The organism is Thermococcus sp. 21S9, assembly GCF_012027635.1.
Classification (GTDB): Archaea; Methanobacteriota_B; Thermococci; order Thermococcales; family Thermococcaceae; genus Thermococcus.
The window spans coordinates 984,983-1,004,504 of sequence record NZ_SNUS01000001.1; the positions used below are offsets into that span (position 1 = coordinate 984,983).

Sequence of the window (19,522 nt, forward strand, 5' to 3'; positions counted from 1 at the left end):
CTCCAGTTCTGCTCGCCATCGGCGCCATCTCACTTGCAAAATCGCGCTTTCCAGCGCTGAAGCTTTTGCACAGCCTTTAAGAAACGCTGGCGAAGAAGCTTTTGGAAAAAGTTTCACCAAGGAAACTTTGTCTTTGCAAAGTTTCATCAAAGTTCGTGATTCTTCCATCAAGGGTTTCTTTTGGAGTATTTGCGCTTTTAACGACTTTTGTAGGCTGTGAATTCATCGATTTCGGAAGTTTTCTCGCGTGGGTTTGCTTTTTTCTTGCGCTCCGGAGGAGCGCTTTTCTGGAGAAACCCTCCTAATAGCTCCTTTTGAAGAGAATTCTTTGAGAGTACTGGCACTTGAGAGTGCAAACTTCTTAGAATTGCATTTTTGGAGAAGAATCACGAACCTTGTCAAACTCTGCGGGACTTTCGTCCCTTGCGTCGAGCAAAGCTCGACGTCGCGCAGGCGAACAAGCTTTAACAAAGCTTGACTAAAAGATTACTCTTCTCACCAACGGGGCAAAAGTCAGTCGTGCACTCTCGAATTAGGAAATTTAAAGCGAGTTTAACATTAAAGGAGCTCAGTGAAACAGTTTCAACACATTTTTGGCGTCCTTCGGGCGCCTTCTCAGGGTGAAACTCTCCCCAACCAAGCTTTTGGTAAAAGCTTGACCAAAAGGGTCAAACCCTCACAAGAGGATAAAGATAGAGTGCATGCCCCTTCAAGTGACTCGTTAGTTTTTGGGTTTGCTTTAATAATGGCTCTTGGGAATAGTGTTTAGCTTGAAACGCGCCCGAAGGGCGCTAATAGGAGAAACACGCTCGAGAAAGGCGAGTTTGGGGGCAAACCCACCCGAAAATGAACTATTTTAAAAAGCATGCCAGCTTTGATGAAACTTTTCACCAGAAAAGTTTCTCCGCCAGCGCTTTCGTCAGAAAGGGCTGTTGTGGTGGGGCCGCCGAGATTTGAACTCGGGTCTCCGGCTCCCGAAGCCGGAAGGATAGACCAAGCTACCCCACGGCCCCATGCCCGCTCTTAAGGACTTCGCAGTGCTTATAAAGTTTACGGACTACTACGGCCGGGTGTGTGAAGTGAAAGTCAGCGTCATCGTTCCAACGTACAATGAGCGCGACAACCTTCCAGAGCTCTTTGAGAGAATTTCAAAGGCCCTGAAGGGCTACGACTATGAAATTATCATTGTTGACGATGATTCACCTGACGAAACCTGGAAGCTCGCTGAAGAACTCTCCAAGAAGTACCCGGTTAAGGTAATCAGGAGAACCGACGGGAAAGGCCTCTCATCGGCTGTAATCAGGGGGTTTAAGGAAGCGACCGGCGACGTTTTTGTCGTGATGGACGCGGATTTACAGCACCCTCCTGAAGTAATCCCCGAGCTTTTGAAGGCAATCGAGGAAGGTGCCGATATAGCAATAGCCAGCAGGTACGTCCCAGGGGGCGGTGTTAAGAACTGGTACTGGTACAGAAAGCTCATCTCGAAGGGTGCGATAATGCTCGGTCGCCTCGCCCTTCCAAAAATCCGGAACGTTAAGGACCCGGTGAGCGGTTTCTTCGCCCTCAGAAGAGAGGTCGTCGAGGGCGTTGAGCTCAACCCGGTCGGCTTCAAAATCCTGATGGAGATTCTAATCAAGGGCAACTACCGGAAGGTCGTCGAGGTTCCCTTCGTCTTCGGCCTGAGGAAGGCCGGCGAGAGCAAGCTGAGCGGGAAGACGATGCTCAACTACCTGAGGCACCTCTACCGGCTCATGCGCTGGGAGGGCGAGCTGGACAGGCTGATAAAGTTCTCGCTCGTTGGCCTCTCAGGAATCCTCGTCAACGAGGGCTTCCTCTGGCTCTTCGTTCACCTCGGCCTCAGTAAGTACGTCGCCAACATCCCCGCAACGGAGCTCGCGATACTCAACAACTTCCTGTGGAACGACCTGTGGACCTTCAAAGACCTCAAGAGAAAGCCCCTCTGGAAGAGACTTGTTAGCTTCCACGTCGCGGCCTTGACCGGCGCCGTTGTCCAGTGGGCAATATACGTGCCCCTCGTGTGGTTCGGCCTGCACTACCTCATAGCCAACCTCATAGGCATCGGTGCCTCTTTCGTCGTTCGCTTCGCCGTCAACAGGCACGTTACGTGGGGTTGAACGTTCCACGATGGTTAACCTTTAATACTGGCTTTTCTCTAATTTTACGGGGGTGCGCGGAAAATGTACGTAGGCGAGCTACTCAAGGGACTCGACAGACTGCCAACAGGCGTCCCGGGGCTCGACAACCTAATCGGGGGTGGCTTCCTGCCGGGCAGGGTTTATCTGATTACAGGGCCACCGGGTAGTGGTAAGACCACCCTCGGAATGCAGTTTCTCGTCGAGGGTGCCAACAACGACGAGAAGGGTCTTTTCATATCGCTCTTCGAGACCCAGGACGTTATCCTGCGCGACATGCTCCGCTACAACTTCGGAATCCTCGAACACTTTCAGTCCAAGAGGATAGCCTTCTACGACCTCGGCGAGATTCTCCTCAGCACGAACCGCGAGCTCACCTGGGACGAGCTCTTTAAGCTCCTCATTGAGATTATCAAGCGCGAGAAGGCCAAGCGCGTTGTCATTGACTCCTTCAGCCTCTTTGAGTCCTTCGTCAGTGACCCAGCGGGAAAGAAAAAGGCCCTCGGAAGGTTCGTCAGGCTCCTCCGCTCCCTTGAGGTCACGACCCTTCTCCTCGCCGAGATGCTCAGCTCTGAAAAGTACACCGACGAGTACTACCTTGCCGATGGGGTGATAGTGCTCCACCACTTCATGCGCAACTACCAGATGGTCAGGGCCCTTCAGATACTCAAGATGCGTGGCGTTCCACACGACAGCAACCTGAAGAGGCTTCGCTTCACGACCGACGGAATAAGAGTCTATCCGGAGGCCCCGCTATGACGGACGAAAAAAAGACCCTCCTAAGGGAGGCCTACCAGTTCGGCTACTTCGTTGGCTTTAAGGGTCACAGTGAGTGGGCAGAATGGGTGAGGAAGAAAAGGGAGGAACTCTACCGGAAGGCCGAGGAACTCGGTATCTACGACCTCGTGAAGGATGCCTACAACAGGGGAAAGGCCCTTGGCAAAAGGGACCGGGAGGAGAAGCTCTACGAAAGCCTCGTGGCAAAGGTTGAAAAGGAGGAATCCCGGCCTCGTCCAAAGCGTGTCGTCCCTGTGGAACCTGAAACCAGGCATGAGGGGCCCTCCGAACTCGAGCGTGAGTACGTCGAGTTTCTTCAAAGCACGAAGCTCACGATGCCTCCGGAGCTTTTGGATACCCTCAAGCACCTCGAGCCACCGAAGATGCTCCGGCTCGGGGATTAGCCTTTTATAGTTTCTTCTCCACGTTAATACGGTGGTCTTCATGAAGTTGTCCGACGTCCGGCTCAGCCCGGAGCGCGTTCTGAAGGATATTTCCGAGATAGCGGAGTTCCACAGGATTCAGGGCTCGCGGGAGCTCGTTGAGAGCGTCGAGATGATTAAGGAGAAGCTCGATGAGCTTGGCGTTGAGAACAAACTCCTTCGCTCGGCCTACGACGGAGAAACCTGGCACGGGACGCTGGCCTCGCCGATAGCTTGGAATCCAGTTCGCGGGGAGCTGTCCTACGGCGAGAGGAAGCTAACGACTGAAGAAAGCCCGCTCCTTATAATGGCCCACTCACCAGAGGGAGAGGCCAAGGCCGAGCTCCTGCCGGTTTTCCGCGACGAGGACTGGGGGAAGGCCGAGGGAAAAATCGTTCTGGCCGGCAGGGACTGGAGAGACGCCTATAAACGGGCCAACGAGGCCGGCGCCAAGGCCTTCATAGCCTACCGCGAGGGAACCGGTGAGTTCTACCCTTACATCGGCCTGTTCCTGACGAGGGACGACCTTGAGTGGGCGAAGATTCCCGCACTGGCGGTCCCTGAGAGCGTGGCAAAGGATATGATTTCAAAATCCCTTAAAGGTGGCGTTGAGGTAGGCGTTTCCGTCCAGGTGGAAACTCCGGAGAGGGAAGACCTCCCGATGCTCTACGCGACGGTGGGAGAGGCCCCTTACATCGTCTTCTCGGCCCACATCTGCCATCCCAAACCCGGGGCCAACGATAACGCGAGCGGGAGCGCTATGCTCATAGAACTCGCGAGGAAGTTGAGCGAGGCCTACAGGGATTCATTCCGCTTCGGCTTCGCGTTCCTCTGGATTCCCGAGTACCACGGGACGCAGGCCTTCTTCGAAAGGGTGAAACCTGAGGAGTTCTACGCCAACGTGAACCTCGACATGGTCGCCGGCAGTCCTGACAGGAGTGGCTCAACGCTGATGCTCGTTAGAACGCCGTTCTCACGCTTCTCCGTCGTTTCCGGCCTGCTTGAGCACTTCATCGGGCTGACCAATAGGAAGGGGAAGAGCTTCTCAGGAAGCGAGCTCCCGGCGATGGCTTTCAAGGCCTACCCCTACGAGATGGGGAGCGACCACGACATCTTCAACTTCTTCAATATTCCGGGAACGATGCCGATAACTTGGCCCGACAGGGTTTACCACTCAAGCGGGGACACCGTCGAGAAGGTCAGCCTTGAGACGATTGCCATAATCGGAAACGCGGTTCTGGCGACGGCCCTTACTCTTGCGGGAGAGGACAAGGAGAAGCTGAGGCGCTTCGCGAGGGGCTATGCTATGAAGGTCCTCGGGGAGGTTTCTATGAACACCGAGACGGAGGAGAGCGAGAAGCTCGTGATGAGGGGCCTCGCGAGGGATTCAAGGTTCCTCGACTTTGAGCTCGGTTATGAGTTTGAGAGCGAGCCCTGGCTCGAGTGGAAACTCAGGGGAATACTCAACGAGAGGCTGATTAGGCGGAACGGTGGCAACGCCGAGGAGTTCAAGAGGCTCACAGAGGACAGGAAGGTCTACGCCCAGCTCCACGAACTGCTCATGCTCTCGGAGCTGTTGCCGAGGGGTGGGGCATTCAAAGCTCTCGAAGAGGAGTATGGAAAGGTCGACAAAGAAAAGCTCGAAAGGCTCGTCGGCGTTCTCGAGGAAGCGAAAATCGTCACTCTTTCCTGAGCTCCTTCTCTATTTCGTTTATCCGCTCGAGGATGTAATTCTTGAGGTTCTCGAGGAGCTCGCTCGGGGAGACGGCGGTGTAGGTGTAGCCGAGCCAGCCCTGCTGGATTAGCTCCCTTCTGAGCATTCCCCTGCGGTAAAGGCTGAGGACATGCTCCCGAACTGAGCGCTCGCTTATGCCGAGTTCCTGGACTATCTCGGTGACCCTCATAGGCCTCTTCTTCTCCAGGAGCAGACGGTATATCTTTAGTTCCGTCTTCTTGACGCCAAGGGAGCGGAGCAGAGCCTCGAGCCTCTCGTAGACGTCGCCCATCTCTCTCACCACTACGCTTCTCACCTATGAAGTTTTGTGTTCATACGTGTTAATAAATGTTTGCGTTTTTTTTCACCACCTCCAGTAGGCGCGGGTGAAGAGAACCAGGGCCGTTACAATCTCAAGCCTTCCCAGCCACATGAGGAAGAACATCAGGATTTTCGTCCCGGTCGGGAAAATCAGGTAGTTGGCCATCGGCCCAACGGCCCCTATGCCGGGCCCTATGTTGCCGAGCGTCGCCGCGACCGCGCTCATGGCATCGGTGAGGGGAATCGGCTTTCCGGTTGTCGTTCCGTTGAGAACAACCCCAACTGACGAAACGAGGAAGACGATGAAATACAGCACTATGAAGGCCAGAACACCCCGAACGGAGCGCTCATCGACGGGCTTTCCGCCGAGCTTTACCGGCTTGACGCTCTTCCCGTGGAAGGACTGGAACAGCTCCCTCCAGACGGCCTTTATCCCGACCACCCAGCGGACGACCTTTATCGAACCTGCCGTTGAACCGCTCGAACCGCCGATGAACATTGCGAAGAACAGGACGAACTGAGCTGGAAGCGACCAGAGGGCGAAGTTCATCGTCGCGTAGCCGGTCGTTGTGACTATCGAGGCCACCTGAAAGAGCGCCTGTCTGAATGCCGTTAACGGGGAGAAACCGTACTGGCTTATGAGCATTGGGGTTAGCAAAAGGCTCAGCGCGAGGAGCACCGCGATGTACCACCGGAACTCCTCGTTCCGGGTTATCCTGAAATCCCTGTGGAGGAGGTACCAGAAGAGGGCGAAGTTCGCTCCAGCGAGTATCATGAAGACTATTATCACCCACTGCACCGCTGGGGAGAAGGCCTCAATCGAGAGCGCCAGCGGGGAAAAGCCACCTGTGCTCATCGTCGTGAATGAGTGGACCAGCGCCATGTAAGGGGTCATCTTCGGTGCCAGCCCAAGGTAGTGGAGGAGAACCAAGATTCCCGTTTCGAGGGCGGTGAGGCCGATGTAGATTCCCCAGAAAATCCTCGCGGTCTGTCTTATGTGGGGTGTCAGTTTCTGGAGCTGGGGCCCCGGTGCTTCAAGGCTCATGAGCTCGGCACCGCCGACGCTGAGCCTCGGCAGTATCGCTATGGCGAGAACAACTATTCCCATTCCGCCGAGCCACTGGGTCAGCTGGCGCCAGAAGAGTATTGCCCGAGAGGGCTCGTTGAAGTTGTCCAGAACCGTTGCCCCTGTCGTCGTGAAACCGCTCATGCTCTCGAAGAGTGCGTTTACTGGGTTTGCGAGCGAACTCTTGCCGGATATGATGTAGGGAAGCGCCCCGATTCCGGCGACGGCAAGCCAAGCAAGCGAGACGAGGAGGAAGGCCTCCTTTACGCCTATCTCCGGGTTCCTGTCAAGGGACCTCATGGCGAGACCGAGAGCGAGGCTTAGCGCAAGAGGTATAATGAAGGGTTTCACCGGGGTTCCGTCGTGGAGCGCAACAATCGCTGGCGCGAGCAACGTCAGTCCGAGGAGCGCTATTATCTCGCCGAGCAGGGCGAACGTTGCTTTAATCCTCATAGCTCCAGTTCCCCCGCCATTTCCTCCTCGACGATGAGCGTTATAACGTCCCCCTTCTGGAGGTGGAAGCTTGCCGTCGGCAGGATTACCTCCCCGTCCCTGAGAACCGGGCCTAGCGTTCCTGGAAGCTCGTCCGGCGTTCTGCTGGCGAGTTTCTCGTCAACCTCAACCGCGAGAACCCTCACGCCGGGTATCGATGCCACGAGGCCGAGCGCCTTTTCGCCCCTCGTCGCGAAGACTATCCTGTCGGCCGTAGCGACCTCCGGGCTGACCGCCACTATCCCTGCCCTCTCGAACATCGCTATCAAATCGCCGTCGTGAACCACCGCGAAGGTCCTCTCTATTCCCCACTCCCTCGACACCATAGCTCCCATCAGCGTCCTCTCGTCCTCGTCGAAGGCCGAAACCGAAACCTCGGCTTCGTCAAGCTCTTCATCGCGCCAGAGCGACCTGCTGAAGGGGTTTCCGACGATTACCGTCGCGTCCTCCAGAAGGGAGGAAACCTCCTCGGCCCTCTCCCTGTTCCTCTCAACTATCTTGACGTCACAGCCCTTCCGGATTAGCATCTCTGCGAGCATAACGGCGACCTCGCTTCCGCCAAGGATTAGGACGTTCCTCGGCTTCCTCGGCCTGTAAGCCCGCTTCAGCTCCTCCATGGTGGCAACGATGATTTTCCTGCCCCCGACTTCGGTGTGCCAGAGCCCCTCGGGAACCTCGATGGCGTCGCCGACGTAAATTCCATCGTAGAGGTTTCTCAGCTGTCTCAGCTGGGGAAACTCGATGACGTTCGCGATGCTCTTGGCAACCAGCGGAACCGCGCTCACCATCAGGTTGACTCCGAGCGCTTCCCTTCCGCGCCCCCAGAGCCTTATGTAATCGAGCCTTCTCACCCTCGCGACCGTGAAAGGACTTCCGAGCGTCTTTCCAAGGGCGCAGACGACTATGTTGGTCGTGTCGTCCTCGGTCGTGGCAATCAGGTAGTCTGCCTTCCCGACATCTGCCTCCTCGAGCGTCTCGGGAAGCGTCGCGTCGCCAACAACCGTTAGAACGTCCAGATGAGAAACCTCGGCTATCGCTTCTTCGTCCTGGTCAACGACAACAACGTCGTGGTTCTTCGACAGGTGCTCCGCGACCCTTTTGCCGGTTCTCCCGGCTCCGACAACAATCACTCTCATGAAAACCGCCGTAGATATTAGGGTGTTCTCCTTTAAAGCCTCACCCTCCCGAGGTAGAGGCCCTCGGGAAGGAAAAGCTCGACCTCCTCCGCTTTCCTGAGAAACGGGACGAGCTTAAGCCCCTCCCTCACGTCGAAGCCCTCGATGTAAGGGTTGACCGTCGGGAGGACGAGGAATTCATTAACCCTCGCGAAGACCTTCACCTTCCTCGCGACACCGCCGGATTTCAGGGTGTAGGCCGGGTGCGCGTGGCCGAGGAAGGCCTCCTCAAACTCCACCTCCGGCAGTCTCGTGTGGCCGTGGAGGAAGAGCTTTCCGTCGAGCAGGAAGTGCTCCCGAACCTCGACGTTGGTGAACTTCCCGGCTACCTCCTCGATTCTTCCGTCGTGGTTGCCCTTGGCAATGAGAACACTCACATCTTTCAGCGAGGAGAAGAAGCGCAGGAGCATTTCCTTCAGGCGGAAGCTCAGGCCGAGCGGTTCCTTCACGTCGCCGAGGATTATCAAGGCGTCGGCACCGCTCTCAAGGACGAACTCCGCTAAACTATCCTCGAAGCCCGTTTTAATCCTCAGGCCCCGGGAAAGCTCGAAGCCGATGTGTGGGTCGGCAATGAGAAGGGTCCTTCCAAGGGAGGTGTCAAGCAAAAGGGATAAACTCTCAAAGTCGGAAAAAGGAGACATAGAACCACCGGGCTTCAGATGAGCCCGCGCTCCTTCCTGCGCTGTTTCTTGAGGCGCCTAATCCTCTTCTTAATCCACTTCCACCTCATCCTTCCCTTCTTCTTCCACTTCCTTGGGCGTCTCTTCATGAGCATCACCCCTGAGTTTCTCTCCGGGGTTAGCTCCGGGAGTCCCTTTTTAAGCTTTTCCCATCGGGTCGAGAAGCCCTCTCAGCCCTCCAATTGAGGCGTGAGCGGTTCAGAAACTCCTTTCGGTCCGCGGTATTTTTCTCGGTTTTGTCCAATCCGTTCAGATTTTTAACTATGCTTCGCCCTTTGTTCTGGCTTTGCGTTGTTGGGGCTATAGCATTCAGTGAACGAGTGGTTTTTACTGAATTTATGCTGAGTTCGGCCCATTAACGTCGCGGATACGTTTCGTTTCCGCCTCCGCTAAGCTTATCTATTCCGGGGCGAACCCTATGCGGTGGTATCATGAAGGTCGCCTATGTTCAGATGGAGCCCGCCTTCCTCGACCCCGAAAAGAACTACTCGAAGGCTGAGAGGCTCATCGGTGAGGCGGTTAATGAGGGGGCAAAGCTTGTAGTTCTGCCGGAGCTCTTCGACACCGGCTACAACTTCGAGAGCAAAAGCGAAATAACGGAAGTCGCCGGTGAGATTCCCGACGGCCCAACCACGGAGTTCCTTGTCGAGCTCGCAAGGGAGAAGGAAGTCTTCATAGTCGCGGGAACGGCCGAAAAGGACGAGCGCGGAAACCTCTATAACTCCGCTGTAATAGTTGGCCCGATAGGCTGGGGCTACATCGGGAAGTACAGGAAAATACACCTCTTCAACCGCGAGAAGCTCTTCTTCAAACCCGGGAACCTCGGCTTCCACGTCTTCAACATCGGGGTCGCTAAGGTTGGGATAATGATATGCTTTGACTGGTTCTTCCCTGAGAGCGCGAGGACTCTGGCTTTGAAAGGAGCCGAGATAATAGCGCACCCGAGCAACCTCGTCATGCCCTACGCTCCAAGGGCAATGCCGATTCGAGCTTTGGAGAACCGCGTTTACACTATAACGGCCAACAGAATCGGCGAGGAGCGGGGCTTGAAGTTCATAGGCAAGAGCACGATAGCATCTCCCAAAGCCGAGGTCTTGGCGATGGGAAGCGAGGATAGTGAGGAGGTTGCCGTCGTTGAGATAGACCTTGAGCTGGCGAGGGACAAGAGACTCAACGAGCTCAACGATATCTTCAAGGACAGACGGCCACAGTACTACGTCCTGTAGGGCTTCCCGAGGTAGATTATATCGCCGACGTTCACAACGCCGTGCTCGCCTTTCCTTATTATCCTCGCCTCCTCGAAGAGAGCCTTGCCGATGCCTGCCAGGCCAGCCAGGTCCCAGTAGCGCGTCTCGATTTCTCCAATCCTCTCCCAGCCCGGCAACTTGTAGTAGCCCCTCCTGATAACGCCCCTCATCGGGTTGTAGCCTTCATCAAGCGAGATTACCGTGTAGTCCTCGCCCCGAACTTCCGGCACAATCTCGCGGTAGGCCCTCCTGTAGAAGAACGCCCCGAAGCGGTCCATCTCTTCAAGCATGAAAACACCATCGCTCTCGAGAACCCTTGCGACGTTCCTGAAGAGTTCGGCCGTTTGGAAAGGGTCAAAGTGGGGCATCGTGTAGCCGAAGATTAAAGCTATATCGAACCTCCCGAGCCTTCTCAAATCGTCGAGGCAGTCCATAACGGCCCCGTAAACCTCCCCGCTCACCCACTCCTCGACGAGGAGCAAATCCTCTTTCCTCTTGTCAACGACCGTCAGGGAAGCCTCGTAGCCCCACTCGCGGAGCGTCTCGTAGAGTGCTCCACCGGCTATGCCCGTTCCGGCGCAGAGGTCGAGGATTCTGAGCTTTCTCCTCTCTGGGAACAGGCCCTCCTTGACAGCCCAGTTGAAGAAGGAGCGCAGTCCGATGAAGCGGTTTTGAGCCACCTCGCTCTTGGGGTCCATGAAGGTTCTCAAATAGCGGTAGAGCTCCTCCATCGTCCCACCGTTGAACGTTCTCACGGATGGTTTTAAACCCATCGAAAGGCTTAAGAGCTTTGTCAACTTACATAGGTTGACAGGTGATGGTATGAAGCTCGACTGCTTTCCCTTCCCATCGGCCGGAAAACCGCTGGTCCTGAGGGTGGTCGGGTGGCTCCTGATAGCTGTCTCCCTCCTGACAGAATCTGGAAGTGCGTTCCTCGCAGGGGTTGTCCTCGTAATCGCCTCCACGGGGAGGGACGTCGTAATCGACGGGGGTCTGGTTCTAAGGTACGCCCTCTTCAAAATCCGGGTCTCTGACGTTGACGAAATCCTTTGCCTGAGCGAGCTTGAGCGGGGGAGGCTGGTTAAGTGGGTGACTCCCCTGGTTCTGGAGCCTTTCTTCCTCGTCCTGAGTCTGCTGATTCTTTTGAAGAGGGGGACTGAAGTTTCCGTTCTTCTTCCCGCTCTCCTCTACTGGATAGCCCTGTACTCCGAGATGTTAATCTTCCCGCTGAAGGTGCTGAAGGAAAGGCTTGGTCTCTCGGTTCTCGTTCCTCTCCTGGTGTCGCTTCCACTTGCTCTCCTTCACAGAGAAGCCCTGCCCGCGATGCTCTTCGTCTGGGGTACTGGAACACTTTCGCTCATGAACCTGCTTCTGAGGGACGGTGTTGTAATACGGACGAAAGGGAGGAGCTATTTGCTCCTCTGCGGTGACTCCAGAAGGTTGATGGGGGTGCTGGCCAATGTCCCTAAAGATGATTGACCACCCCCTTCTGCTCCTTCCCTTCCTCCTGCTCGCGGTCTCCTTCCTCCAGGGTGGTAACGTCGGCTGGGCGCTCATGGCACTCGCCTTCTGGCTCGTGGTTTACATATCTCTGACCGGCGATGCCAGAATCGAGCGTGGCCGGATAGTTGTGAGGATTGGCCGGCCCGTTCCGCTTGCGATAAAGGAAATCCCGCTTGACGAAGTGGTGGAGGTTATTAAACTCCCCTCCGCTTCGGGAGTCCGGCTTATCGAGCAGTTCCAGAGGCCGTGGGTTCCGCTGGGCAATCTTGTGATTGGAGTTTCAATAGGGGCTCTCTTCCTTCACAGGGGCGAGTTTTACGGCCTCCTCTGGATTTACGTCTCCATACTCTCGGCTCTCAACTTCCTCTTCCGGCCCTCTGAGAAAAGAAACCGTGTTTTAGCTTCGGTGGTTGTGTCCCTCCTAACGGTCCTGGCACTCCTGTACATGGGGCGTCCGGAGTTCGTTCTGGTGGTTGCCCTCTATGGTCTCTTTGATGCAACGTTTGCCAACGAAAACTACGGCCAGGATGCGGTCATAATCAGGACCGAGCGGGAGAGGATAGTCTTCCTCGGGGATTCAACAGCTACCGAGGGTTTTATGGAGAACATTAAATCCCTCCTGAGTGCGGGTGGTTCAAATGTTCCGGCTCCCTGAGGCGATGGAGCGAGTCTGGCTCATGAAGGCCAAGGGAATGCGCGAGGTGGATATAGCGAGGGAACTCGGGGTTTCAAGGCAGGCCGTCAACAAGGCCCTGAAGGACGCCCGGGTGAAGCTCTTCGAGGCGTTCTTTGGCCTGGCCGAGGTCTTCTCGTGGGAGATAGCTAGAGTCAACGCGGAGAAGGGCTTCATGGTCGCGAGGGGGAGGTGTCTCGATAAGAACGTCCGGGTTTACGCATTCTACATTCCCGGAAAGGGAATCAGGGCGTTTTTTGATGCGGAGTTTCCGGACTACGTTCTAATGCACGCTCTCGAGCTGGGAATCGTTGACGAGCCCGAGCCGAAGAAGCTAATCAGAGCCCTTGAGGGCTAATAATAACCCTCCTCGTAGGCGCTCGTCAAAGCTATGAAGACCGCGTAGAAGATTGCACCGAGCGAGACGAGGGGCAGGAGAACCACAAGGAGCGGGCTTGCCCTGGGTTTTAATGCAACAACTACCAGCTGAAGCGCTACCATCGCCGAGACAATAGTCATCGCCCTCGCGAAGCCGAGCGCCATCTTTCCCTTAAACTTCGGCGCCAGCTGGAAGACGAGGGGTCGGGAAACGAGAACAGTGAGCGCAAGGAGGAAGAGCTGGAGGCTGGCGACCAGGAGAATCCCCAGGTCCCTTGGGACTTCTCCGGTGAGGATGAGCGTGAAGGAAACCCCGGTGAATATGAGCTGAAGGGTGATGTGCTTTCCAACCTTCGGTGGCTCTATCCCACTCCCCGGTTTCTCCGGCGCTTCCGTTGAGAGTTCCTCAAGCTCGTACTCGCGCTTTGCCGTTAGGTAAGCAAGGGCAAGGGTTCCACCGAGGCCGAGGAGCAGAACGACGAAAAGGCCAGCCATTGGGATGAAAGGCGAGAGAATAATGAGCGCTACTCCCGTCAGAACCGTTCCAATCCCTGAAACGCGGTTGGCTTTTCTCCGCGCCCGCTCCGAGAGGTAGGTGTAGCCTATCCTGAAGCCTATTCCCGGCTCGCCCTTTGATGTTAGCGTTAGGGCTCCCGCGATTATGATGAAGGTGCCGAGGAACAGCCCGTAGAGGATTCTCAGGAGCTCATAACCGTTCATCTGGTCTCACCGTGAGGAGTCTGTATGTGCCGAGCCCGATGAGGACAAACAGCCCTATAACTGCGTAGTTTATGGCGTTCGCCGAAATGACACCTACGTTGTAGATGAGCACCGAGATGAACACCATCACCAGGCCAGCGCTCATGATTGTGTTGAACTCGAACCAGCCCCTCCGGGTTACGCCCGCGCTCAGCCTCGCGAAGAAGCCCGGGTCTTTGGCGAGGAACGTCAGGGAGAAGGGAATGAGCCAGCCGAGGACCGGGAACACAACCAGTCCAGAGAGCCTGTCCATGTAGCCGTTTGGTTGCCCGCTCGCGCTGAAGTGAACCGCCACCCGCTCCGGGAGCTTATCCCAGAAGAGGGCAACTAAAATGAGGTAGAACCCCAGAAGGCCAAGCTGGACGAGGAGATAGGGCTTTATACTGGTCATCGGTATTCCCACTTCGGTTGCCGGCGGTTTATCGGGGGCCTCCTTCGAGAGTTCCTCAAGCTCGTATTCCCTCTCTGCCATCCACGTTCCTATGAGTGATTCTGCCACAACGAAAACAACAACTGCAATTGTGAAAGCGTTCATTGAAACGCCGTAAATGGCCAAACAGAGGAGTATAATGGAATAAACAATCAGGGACAGTCCCCCGAAGGTGTTCACCTTCCGCCAGACCCTCTCTGAGTGCCACGTGTATCCGACGCGGAAGCCTATCAACCGGTTCCTCCTGTTCCGGAAGGCGAGGGTTACCAGCCCCGCCCAGAGCAGGAGGAGCGACACGAATACCTCAAAGGTCTTTTCGTTCATTCCAACCCCTCCAGCCTCTCAAGGGTAACCTCAATAGTTCTGATTTCATCTTTCAGTTCCAGCAGAACCTCCCTTCCGAGGTCCGTAAGGCGGTAGTACTTCCTCGGCCTTCCGCTCACCTCGACCCAGAAGTCCTCGACGAGCTTGTACTTCTTCAGGCTCTTCAAAATGTCGTAGAGGGCCCCTTCACTCGGGACGAGTTTGCCGTCGCTCAGTTCGCCGAGCTTTTTCCTTATCGCGTAGCCGTGAAGCTCGCCCTCCCTCTCGAGGAGCGATAGGACTAAGTAGGAGTAGAGTCCGGAGCGCAGGTCCTTTCTCAGCTTCTTCAGTGCTTTCTCACGGCTTCCACCGAGCACTTCGTAACCTCCGTCCATTGGATTTTCTCCACCCTAAAAAGCTTCACCACCTCACCTCCGGTTCCTCGTTCTCGGTTTTCGCCAGCGGGAGGAGCTTTGAGAGTATCGCCAGGACCGTGAGGAGCATCACCACGTATCCGGCCACGAGTACCGTTGTTGACGGGTTGGTGTGCCAGTAGGTCGCTATGCTGTCAGTTAGCCAGTGGACGAGCACCATCGCGAGCAGTGCCTTTCTTCCCCAGCTGTTCCTGTGGGAGTAGGCGAAGAGGGCCGTCGTCGATGCGTGGAAGAGGAGTGCGAGGGTTCTCTCGATGAGTCCAATCCAGGAACCCCCTCCGATGGAGGCAATAAACGCCACGTAAACGGCCTCGCCAAGTCCAAAGCCGGCGCCGATGTAAACTGCCCTTCCGAGGGTCTTGTCGCGGGAGAAGTAGTACTTGAGCGGTTCCTGGAAGAGGCCCGCTATCAGACCCGTCCAGACCACGAGGAAGGCGGTGTTGGTAACTCCGAGGAATCCCGGGAGTTCCTGAACCAGGGGCTGGAAAATCAGCACCGGGATTACGAGGAGCGCCCCGAGGATTAGTTCGCCCGCGTGGAACTTCCTGAGGTATGCCCAGAGGAGGAGTAAACCGAGCAGTCCGCCGAGGAGTGGATAGACGGCTTTTTCAGGGCTGAATCCCGGGACGAGGTGGAAGCCCTCGACCTTTCCGTCCTTCACGGTCACGCTGACGGTGTAGCCTCCTTTCTCTGCCGTGACGCGATAGAAATAGATTTGGTAGCCGTTCTTCTCCTCGGTCTTCTCGAGGGTGTATCCTTTGATGGGTCCGTAAAGCTTAACCAGCTCGTCCCTCACGGTCGTGAACGTTTTCTCCGTGAAAACCCGTTTCATCTCGGGGCTCAGGTAGGGCTCGACGATGGAGTAGTTACCGGTTTTCCAAGCCTCCATCATCGCCTTCTGCGGGGTCAGCGCGGAGGCGTAGCCGATGAAGAGCAGAAAAACGAGAACCGCCAGAAGGCGTTTCATGGACATCACTCCGGCTCGATTACCACCGCGGTCCCAAAGGCATAGACCTCGGCCATTCGCTGGCCGACGTTCGAGGTCATGAAGCGCATTCCGATTACCGCGTTGGCGCCCATCTCCTCGGCCTGCTGAATCATTCTCTGGAGGGCTATCTCCCTCGCCTGAGCCATCATCTCGGTGTACTCCTTCACCTCCCCTCCAACGAGGTTTCTAAGGCCGGCTATAATGTCCCTGCCCAGGTGGGTGGCCATAACCACACCGCCCCTCACGAGGCCCTTCACCTCGACGACCCGGTAGCCGGGGACTTCCTCAGTTGTCACGACAATCATACCCATCACCCCGATGCATCGAACTTCGAGGTATTGTTGAGCTTAATGACATAAAAACCTTGCGCCGGAAGAAAAAGAAGGGAATGGCCATTCAGGCCTCGTGGTAGTAGATGGTGTAGGTCATCGGGTCGTCGTAGACCTCCTGTGGGGCGACCGCGTAGCCGTACTTCCAGCTCCAGGCCCCGTCGTTCTCGTCAAGGTTGACGGTGAAGTTGCTGGCGACAAGGTAAGATGCCCAGACGAGCTGGGAGCAGTAGTACTTGTCCGAGTAGACCTTTGGCTTGGTGAAGTAATCGTAGTTGTAAGGCTTTCCGAGTTGCTGGTAGGCGAAGGCAACGGCCCTCTCCCTTACGGAGTCGTCAACCTTTACCCTCTGAATGGCAACGTCCTTGTACCTGCTGAGGAAGACCTTCAGAGGGGTGAGTATGACTCCTTTTCCAATTTTAGCCTCGATAACCATCCAGTCACCGATGCTCTGGTTGTACCAGGCTATTATGGCAACGTGAACCCAGTAACCGGGAATCAGGGCGTTGAACAGGTCATCGTTGTGACCGTACACGAGGTCTCCGGGCTTTACGTCCGTTGGATACGGGTGTTCGTAGGTCTTTGTGTTCCAGATGTAGTTCAGAAGGTCTCCGGCGCTGACCGCCGGCAGGCTGGCGACGAGCACCAAAAGTACCAGGGCCATTATTCCAGTCTTCTTCATTAAAACCACCTCCACGTTGTGGCGTTTATACTGACACCTGAGATTTTAATAAAATTATGCCGTCGTTTCGTATCAATTTCCCCGAAGAAGTGTTCACAACCGTCAAAGACAAAGAGAAAAGTTGGGGAAAACGTCAGGAGTCAGAGTCGTAGTAGATGACGTAGGTGTCGGAGTCATCGTAGATTTCCTGCGGGGCGACACCGTCTGCGTAGGTCCAGCTCCATCCGGGGTTGGCGTCGAGGTCGGGCCCACCTGCGGCCATATATGAAGCCCAGACGAGCTCGGAGCAGTAGTACTTGTCCCCGTAGACCTCCTTGGTGTACCAGGCGTAGTCGTAGGGCTTTCCGAGTTGCTGGTAGGCGAAGGCGACGGCGTTCCAGCGGACGGTGTCGGTGGTATCAACGCGGAGGACGGCGACGGTGTCATACCTCTTCAGGAACTCGCTGAGGGGAGTGAGAACAACTCCGTCAAAGGTGGCCTCGATGACCATCCACTCGCCGATGGAGGTGTCGTAATAGGCTATGAGTCCCGTGTGGGTCCAGTAGCCGGGGATTATGTAGTCGGTGACGGGGTTGTGGCCTATGACGATGTCTCCAGGAACGAGGCCGGTTGGGTAGGGGTGGTAGTAGTCGCCACTTCCCGAGCTACTTGAGGACGCGGAAACGGGGCTCAGGGTCACGAGCAACAGGAGCAACCCAACAATCGTTGTAAACCTCTTCATTTGATGCACCTCCAGGTCCGTTTGAGTATTTGTTTGTGCATTAACGCTTAATAAAGTCTTCGAATGAATTTTTGGTGTCTCAAAAGAATTTTGTGGTTCACCTGGTTACACAGAAAAGTTTCTGACTTTTTCTTGCGTTTCACTTAACTTTCCTTAGTAATGCCTCCGATGGCGATTTAAACCCTAATCCCCAACTGTTGGACGGTGGTCGAATGCACGAGGTTCCGCACGGCGAGGTGTTGAAGGAACTGAGGAAACTTGGTGCGAGATGTGTTCTCGTACAGTCCCCGGAGGGGCTTAGACGGGAAGCCGAAGAGCTCGCTCGCTTCCTTGAGGAGAACGGTTTAGCTGTCATCCTGCACGGCGAGGTAAACTACGGGGCCTGCGACCCCGCCGATTCCGATGCCAAAAGGCTCGGTTGCGACGCCTTAATCCACCTCGGGCACAGCTACATGCGCCTGAACCTTGAGGTGCCAACAATCTTTGTCCCCGCCTTCGCGAAGGTTGAACTCGTTCCGGCATTGGAGAAGAACCTCGACGAGATTCGGAAGCTCGGGAAGAGAATAGCGCTCGTGACAACGGCACAGCACGTTCACAGGCTCGACGAGGCGCGGGAATTCCTTGAGAAGAACGGCTTCGAGGTGGTAATCGGGAAAGGCGATTCAAGGGTGAGCTGGCCCGGTCAGGTGCTCGGGTGCAACTTCTCGAGCGCTAAAGTTGATGCAGATGGCGTTCTCTTCATCGGGGCCGGTTACTTCCACCCGCTCGGCGTCGCGCTGGCGGTTAAGAAGCCCACCCTGGCGATAAACCCCTACTCCGGCGACGCGCTCTGGATGGATGAAGAAGCGGAGCGCCTGGTAAGGAAGCGCTGGGCGCAGATAGCCAAGGCAATGGACGCGAGGAGCTTTGGGGTCGTGGTTAGCACCAAGAAGGGACAGCTCAGGCTTGCCGAGGCCAGAAGGGTAGTCGAGCTCCTCCGCGAGCACGGCAGGGAGGCGAGGCTCATAGCGATGGACCACATAAGCTATCCGAAGCTCGAGGGCTTTCCCTTTGATGCGTACGTCGTAGTTGCCTGCCCGAGGGTTCCGATAGACGACTACGAGAACTGGCGCAAGCCCGTTTTAACGCCGAGGGAAGTGGAGCTCCTCCTTGGCATGAGGGAGGACTACGAGTTCGATGAAATCCCCGGTGTTGAACGGGGCCGGGACGAGCCCTTAGGGGTGTCGGTTCATGGACCTAAGGCCGGTCTTTGAGGTCACTGAGTTCGGCCTCCTTACTCTTTCCGCATACTGGGGCCTGAAGGTTTCGGCGGAAACGCTGACCTACGTTAAAATTCGTGGGGCTACTCTGGCCGTTCCCCTTCTCACCGCCATCGTCTTCAGGGAACTGGGTATCGTACCCTCTTTTCTGCTTCTGCTTGGCTTTTTCTTGAGCAGGAGAACCGGTGTGGTTCTCTCGGTTATAACCGCGGTCTTTGCCTTTGCCCTCTTTCTCATGGGTGCGATGGCAACGGGCATAGGCCTCGGTCTCCTTGGCACATACCTTCACGTTCCCGGTTACGAGATTCACGGCACCCTCCAGGACCTCCTGCACAGGGCGGTGATGAAATGAGGAAGAAGCACCTCGCGATGCTCCTCTCAAAGCTTGAGGGTTTTCCCGAGCCAAAGCCTGAGCTGGAGCAGTATAGGACCCCTGGAAACGTCGCTTCGGAGCTCCTGTGGCTGGCCCACTCTGCAGGGGACATCGCTGGAAAGGTCGTTGCCGACCTTGGAACCGGGACCGGCGTTCTCGCGATAGGGGCGAAGCTCCTCGGTGCTGAAAAGGTCTACGCGGTCGAGGTCGACGGGAAGGCCCTTGAGGTCGCGAAGAGAAACGCCGAGCGGACCGGTGTTGAGGTGGAGTTCATAAACGCCGACGTCTCTGAGTTCGACGAGAGGGTTGATACGGTCATAATGAACCCCCCATTCGGGAGCCAGAGGAAGCATGCTGACAGGCCGTTCCTGCTCAAGGCCTTCGAGGTCGCGGATAGGGTTTACTCAATCCACCTCGCGAAGCCCGAGGTTAGGAACTTCATCGAGAAGTTCTCGGCCGACAACGGGTTCACCGCGATTCGGTTGACAACGGTTCCCTTCGAGATTCCCGCCCAGTTTCGATTTCACAGGAAGAGACTGGAGAGGATTCCAGTTGACATTTATCTCATCAAAAGACGCATCCCCTAATCCAGCGCTGGCCGAAAAAAATATATTTGGTTCAGACCATAATCTAAGTGATATAA

23 protein-coding genes and 1 tRNA gene are annotated in these 19,522 nt (G+C 55.9%); 11 read left to right on the forward strand and 13 right to left on the reverse strand.

Annotated elements, in window-relative coordinates; all coding sequences use genetic code 11:
• Positions 1 to 935: 935 nt before the first annotated feature.
• Positions 936 to 1,013 (reverse strand) — tRNA-Pro (locus tag E3E28_RS05550).
• Between the two features lie 66 nt (positions 1,014 to 1,079).
• Between E3E28_RS05550 and E3E28_RS05555 the strand changes: the two genes are divergently transcribed.
• From E3E28_RS05555 to E3E28_RS05570, 4 genes are all read left to right on the forward strand, one after another.
• On the forward strand, positions 1,080 to 2,135 hold the full coding sequence (locus E3E28_RS05555; RefSeq protein ID WP_167915235.1) for a glycosyltransferase family 2 protein: 1,056 nt from the start codon (positions 1,080 to 1,082) through the stop codon (positions 2,133 to 2,135).
• A gap of 63 nt (positions 2,136 to 2,198) precedes the next feature.
• Positions 2,199 to 2,912 carry an ATPase domain-containing protein gene (locus tag E3E28_RS05560; RefSeq protein ID WP_167914361.1) on the forward strand — a complete coding sequence of 238 codons (714 nt, stop codon included), beginning with the start codon at positions 2,199 to 2,201 and terminating at the stop codon, positions 2,910 to 2,912.
• On the forward strand, positions 2,909 to 3,334 hold the full coding sequence (locus E3E28_RS05565) for a hypothetical protein (protein ID WP_167914362.1): 426 nt from the start codon (positions 2,909 to 2,911) through the stop codon (positions 3,332 to 3,334). Before E3E28_RS05560 ends, E3E28_RS05565 begins: the two co-directional genes overlap by 4 nt.
• Before the next feature lie 40 nt (positions 3,335 to 3,374).
• A complete protein-coding gene (locus E3E28_RS05570; protein ID WP_167915237.1) occupies positions 3,375 to 5,045 on the forward strand; it encodes a DUF4910 domain-containing protein in 1,671 nt (556 codons plus the stop codon).
• Here the strand turns inward: E3E28_RS05570 and E3E28_RS05575 are convergent.
• The 4 genes from E3E28_RS05575 to E3E28_RS05590 form a co-directional block, all read right to left on the reverse strand.
• Positions 5,032 to 5,358 (reverse strand): transcriptional regulator, encoded by a 327-nt coding sequence (locus E3E28_RS05575; protein ID WP_167915236.1) that lies wholly within the window; start codon positions 5,356 to 5,358, stop codon positions 5,032 to 5,034. The genes E3E28_RS05570 and E3E28_RS05575 overlap by 14 nt on opposite strands.
• A 72-nt stretch (positions 5,359 to 5,430) precedes the next feature.
• Positions 5,431 to 6,906, reverse strand: a complete 1,476-nt coding sequence (locus E3E28_RS05580; RefSeq protein WP_167914363.1) for a TrkH family potassium uptake protein — start codon at positions 6,904 to 6,906, stop codon at positions 5,431 to 5,433.
• On the reverse strand, positions 6,903 to 8,081 hold the full coding sequence (locus E3E28_RS05585) for an NAD-binding protein (RefSeq protein WP_167914364.1): 1,179 nt from the start codon (positions 8,079 to 8,081) through the stop codon (positions 6,903 to 6,905). The genes E3E28_RS05580 and E3E28_RS05585 overlap by 4 nt, the downstream gene beginning before the upstream one ends.
• Before the next feature lie 32 nt (positions 8,082 to 8,113).
• The gene (locus E3E28_RS05590; RefSeq protein ID WP_167914365.1) at positions 8,114 to 8,761 is read right to left on the reverse strand and encodes a metallophosphoesterase; all 648 of its coding nucleotides are present in this window, start codon (positions 8,759 to 8,761) and stop codon (positions 8,114 to 8,116) included.
• A gap of 470 nt (positions 8,762 to 9,231) precedes the next feature.
• Here E3E28_RS05590 and E3E28_RS05595 point away from each other — a divergent pair, with 470 nt between their 5' ends.
• Positions 9,232 to 10,026 carry a nitrilase gene (locus E3E28_RS05595; protein WP_167914366.1) on the forward strand — a complete coding sequence of 265 codons (795 nt, stop codon included), beginning with the start codon at positions 9,232 to 9,234 and terminating at the stop codon, positions 10,024 to 10,026.
• Here the strand turns inward: E3E28_RS05595 and E3E28_RS05600 are convergent.
• Complete coding sequence (locus E3E28_RS05600) at positions 10,014 to 10,802, reverse strand: class I SAM-dependent methyltransferase (protein WP_342764474.1); 789 nt, start codon at positions 10,800 to 10,802, stop codon at positions 10,014 to 10,016. The genes E3E28_RS05595 and E3E28_RS05600 overlap by 13 nt on opposite strands.
• Positions 10,803 to 10,869: 67 nt before the next feature.
• Here E3E28_RS05600 and E3E28_RS05605 point away from each other — a divergent pair, with 67 nt between their 5' ends.
• The 3 genes from E3E28_RS05605 to E3E28_RS05615 are packed head-to-tail and all read left to right on the forward strand — an operon-like array spanning position 10,870 to position 12,581.
• Positions 10,870 to 11,526, forward strand: a complete 657-nt coding sequence (locus E3E28_RS05605) for a hypothetical protein (protein WP_167914367.1) — start codon at positions 10,870 to 10,872, stop codon at positions 11,524 to 11,526.
• Positions 11,507 to 12,205, forward strand: a complete 699-nt coding sequence (locus E3E28_RS05610) for a hypothetical protein (RefSeq protein ID WP_167914368.1) — start codon at positions 11,507 to 11,509, stop codon at positions 12,203 to 12,205. Before E3E28_RS05605 ends, E3E28_RS05610 begins: the two co-directional genes overlap by 20 nt.
• Positions 12,189 to 12,581: a hypothetical protein gene (locus tag E3E28_RS05615; RefSeq protein ID WP_167914369.1), complete on the forward strand. Its 393-nt coding sequence runs from the start codon at positions 12,189 to 12,191 to the stop codon at positions 12,579 to 12,581. The genes E3E28_RS05610 and E3E28_RS05615 overlap by 17 nt, the downstream gene beginning before the upstream one ends.
• On the opposite strand, the gene E3E28_RS05620 is transcribed toward E3E28_RS05615, so the two are convergent.
• From E3E28_RS05620 to E3E28_RS05650, 7 genes are all read right to left on the reverse strand, one after another.
• Entirely contained in the window at positions 12,578 to 13,321 is a 744-nt protein-coding gene (locus E3E28_RS05620) for a hypothetical protein (RefSeq protein WP_167914370.1), read from the reverse strand. The two genes, E3E28_RS05615 and E3E28_RS05620, sit on opposite strands and share 4 nt — an antisense overlap.
• On the reverse strand, positions 13,308 to 14,114 hold the full coding sequence (locus E3E28_RS05625) for a DUF1648 domain-containing protein (protein WP_167914371.1): 807 nt from the start codon (positions 14,112 to 14,114) through the stop codon (positions 13,308 to 13,310). Before E3E28_RS05625 ends, E3E28_RS05620 begins: the two co-directional genes overlap by 14 nt.
• Positions 14,111 to 14,470, reverse strand: a complete 360-nt coding sequence (locus E3E28_RS05630) for a PadR family transcriptional regulator (RefSeq protein ID WP_167915239.1) — start codon at positions 14,468 to 14,470, stop codon at positions 14,111 to 14,113. Before E3E28_RS05630 ends, E3E28_RS05625 begins: the two co-directional genes overlap by 4 nt.
• Positions 14,471 to 14,513: 43 nt before the next feature.
• Positions 14,514 to 15,500 (reverse strand): DUF3887 domain-containing protein, encoded by a 987-nt coding sequence (locus E3E28_RS05635; RefSeq protein ID WP_167914372.1) that lies wholly within the window; start codon positions 15,498 to 15,500, stop codon positions 14,514 to 14,516.
• A complete protein-coding gene (locus E3E28_RS05640; protein WP_167915240.1) occupies positions 15,500 to 15,820 on the reverse strand; it encodes a YbjQ family protein in 321 nt (106 codons plus the stop codon). The genes E3E28_RS05635 and E3E28_RS05640 overlap by 1 nt, the downstream gene beginning before the upstream one ends.
• 91 nt (positions 15,821 to 15,911) lie before the next feature.
• The gene (locus tag E3E28_RS05645; RefSeq protein ID WP_167914373.1) at positions 15,912 to 16,526 is read right to left on the reverse strand and encodes a YiiX/YebB-like N1pC/P60 family cysteine hydrolase; all 615 of its coding nucleotides are present in this window, start codon (positions 16,524 to 16,526) and stop codon (positions 15,912 to 15,914) included.
• A 133-nt stretch (positions 16,527 to 16,659) separates the two neighbouring features.
• Positions 16,660 to 17,247 carry a YiiX/YebB-like N1pC/P60 family cysteine hydrolase gene (locus E3E28_RS05650; protein WP_167914374.1) on the reverse strand — a complete coding sequence of 196 codons (588 nt, stop codon included), beginning with the start codon at positions 17,245 to 17,247 and terminating at the stop codon, positions 16,660 to 16,662.
• 212 nt (positions 17,248 to 17,459) lie between these two features.
• On the opposite strand from E3E28_RS05650, the gene dph2 reads away from it, so the two are divergent.
• The 3 genes from dph2 to E3E28_RS05665 are packed head-to-tail and all read left to right on the forward strand — an operon-like array spanning position 17,460 to position 19,466.
• Positions 17,460 to 18,500: a diphthamide biosynthesis enzyme Dph2 gene (gene dph2 / locus E3E28_RS05655; protein WP_167914375.1), complete on the forward strand. Its 1,041-nt coding sequence runs from the start codon at positions 17,460 to 17,462 to the stop codon at positions 18,498 to 18,500.
• Positions 18,478 to 18,858, forward strand: coding sequence for a hypothetical protein (locus E3E28_RS05660; protein WP_167914376.1), 381 nt, complete (start codon positions 18,478 to 18,480; stop codon positions 18,856 to 18,858). The genes dph2 and E3E28_RS05660 overlap by 23 nt, the downstream gene beginning before the upstream one ends.
• The gene (locus E3E28_RS05665) at positions 18,855 to 19,466 is read left to right on the forward strand and encodes an METTL5 family protein (protein WP_167914377.1); all 612 of its coding nucleotides are present in this window, start codon (positions 18,855 to 18,857) and stop codon (positions 19,464 to 19,466) included. The genes E3E28_RS05660 and E3E28_RS05665 overlap by 4 nt, the downstream gene beginning before the upstream one ends.
• Positions 19,467 to 19,522: the final 56 nt, after the last annotated feature.

Coding starts and splice junctions, on each gene's coding strand:
- E3E28_RS05560 (WP_167914361.1), top strand. CDS start 2,199: ATGTACGTAGGCGAGCTACTCAAGGGACTCGACAGACTGCCAACAGGC.
- E3E28_RS05565 (WP_167914362.1), top strand. CDS start 2,909: ATGACGGACGAAAAAAAGACCCTCCTAAGGGAGGCCTACCAGTTCGGC.
- E3E28_RS05570 (WP_167915237.1), top strand. CDS start 3,375: ATGAAGTTGTCCGACGTCCGGCTCAGCCCGGAGCGCGTTCTGAAGGAT.
- E3E28_RS05575 (WP_167915236.1), bottom strand. CDS start 5,358: ATGGGCGACGTCTACGAGAGGCTCGAGGCTCTGCTCCGCTCCCTTGGC.
- E3E28_RS05580 (WP_167914363.1), bottom strand. CDS start 6,906: ATGAGGATTAAAGCAACGTTCGCCCTGCTCGGCGAGATAATAGCGCTC.
- E3E28_RS05585 (WP_167914364.1), bottom strand. CDS start 8,081: ATGAGAGTGATTGTTGTCGGAGCCGGGAGAACCGGCAAAAGGGTCGCG.
- E3E28_RS05590 (WP_167914365.1), bottom strand. CDS start 8,761: ATGTCTCCTTTTTCCGACTTTGAGAGTTTATCCCTTTTGCTTGACACC.
- E3E28_RS05595 (WP_167914366.1), top strand. CDS start 9,232: ATGAAGGTCGCCTATGTTCAGATGGAGCCCGCCTTCCTCGACCCCGAA.
- E3E28_RS05605 (WP_167914367.1), top strand. CDS start 10,870: ATGAAGCTCGACTGCTTTCCCTTCCCATCGGCCGGAAAACCGCTGGTC.
- E3E28_RS05610 (WP_167914368.1), top strand. CDS start 11,507: ATGTCCCTAAAGATGATTGACCACCCCCTTCTGCTCCTTCCCTTCCTC.
- E3E28_RS05615 (WP_167914369.1), top strand. CDS start 12,189: ATGTTCCGGCTCCCTGAGGCGATGGAGCGAGTCTGGCTCATGAAGGCC.
- E3E28_RS05620 (WP_167914370.1), bottom strand. CDS start 13,321: ATGAACGGTTATGAGCTCCTGAGAATCCTCTACGGGCTGTTCCTCGGC.
- E3E28_RS05625 (WP_167914371.1), bottom strand. CDS start 14,114: ATGAACGAAAAGACCTTTGAGGTATTCGTGTCGCTCCTCCTGCTCTGG.
- E3E28_RS05635 (WP_167914372.1), bottom strand. CDS start 15,500: ATGTCCATGAAACGCCTTCTGGCGGTTCTCGTTTTTCTGCTCTTCATC.
- E3E28_RS05640 (WP_167915240.1), bottom strand. CDS start 15,820: ATGATTGTCGTGACAACTGAGGAAGTCCCCGGCTACCGGGTCGTCGAG.
- E3E28_RS05645 (WP_167914373.1), bottom strand. CDS start 16,526: ATGAAGAAGACTGGAATAATGGCCCTGGTACTTTTGGTGCTCGTCGCC.
- E3E28_RS05650 (WP_167914374.1), bottom strand. CDS start 17,247: ATGAAGAGGTTTACAACGATTGTTGGGTTGCTCCTGTTGCTCGTGACC.
- dph2 (WP_167914375.1), top strand. CDS start 17,460: ATGCACGAGGTTCCGCACGGCGAGGTGTTGAAGGAACTGAGGAAACTT.
- E3E28_RS05660 (WP_167914376.1), top strand. CDS start 18,478: ATGGACCTAAGGCCGGTCTTTGAGGTCACTGAGTTCGGCCTCCTTACT.
- E3E28_RS05665 (WP_167914377.1), top strand. CDS start 18,855: ATGAGGAAGAAGCACCTCGCGATGCTCCTCTCAAAGCTTGAGGGTTTT.